The organism is Oleiphilus sp. HI0128 (genome assembly GCF_001635365.1).
This window is the reverse complement of sequence record NZ_LWGG01000340.1, coordinates 1-318: the sequence shown is the minus strand read 5'-3', so window position 1 is coordinate 318 and position 318 is coordinate 1. Positions and strand designations below refer to the sequence as shown.

The window sequence follows — 318 nt, the reverse complement described above, 5'->3', positions numbered from 1 at the left end:
AGCCCTGTAACTATGGTAAAAAAATTATTCTCGAATATTAAAGGTAGTTTCGAGAATATATTGACAGGGAAGGACAACTTGATTCTGGAAAATATGAAAGCAAAAATTCCTACCCAAAGCAGTACGACGAAGATTAAGAGCGTGTTGCCTGGGTTTACAAAGTTTATGTGCGGCCCTAAAAACACCATCATTATAAGAGGCACAAAATAAAACACGAAGAAATATGGCGCAATGACGCTCCAACCAATATTTTTCATGTATAAATAAGACCTATCTGTATTTGTAACTGCCTAATATTTTTAGCCACAGATAATTCGC

General features: G+C 35.5%; 1 protein-coding gene. It reads left to right on the top strand.

The window, feature by feature from the left end:
- The coding region (locus tag A3763_RS29440) for a hypothetical protein (RefSeq protein ID WP_231872096.1) at positions 1 to 210 on the top strand (210 nt) is incomplete at its 5' end.
- Between the last annotated feature and the right edge of the window lie 108 nt (positions 211 to 318).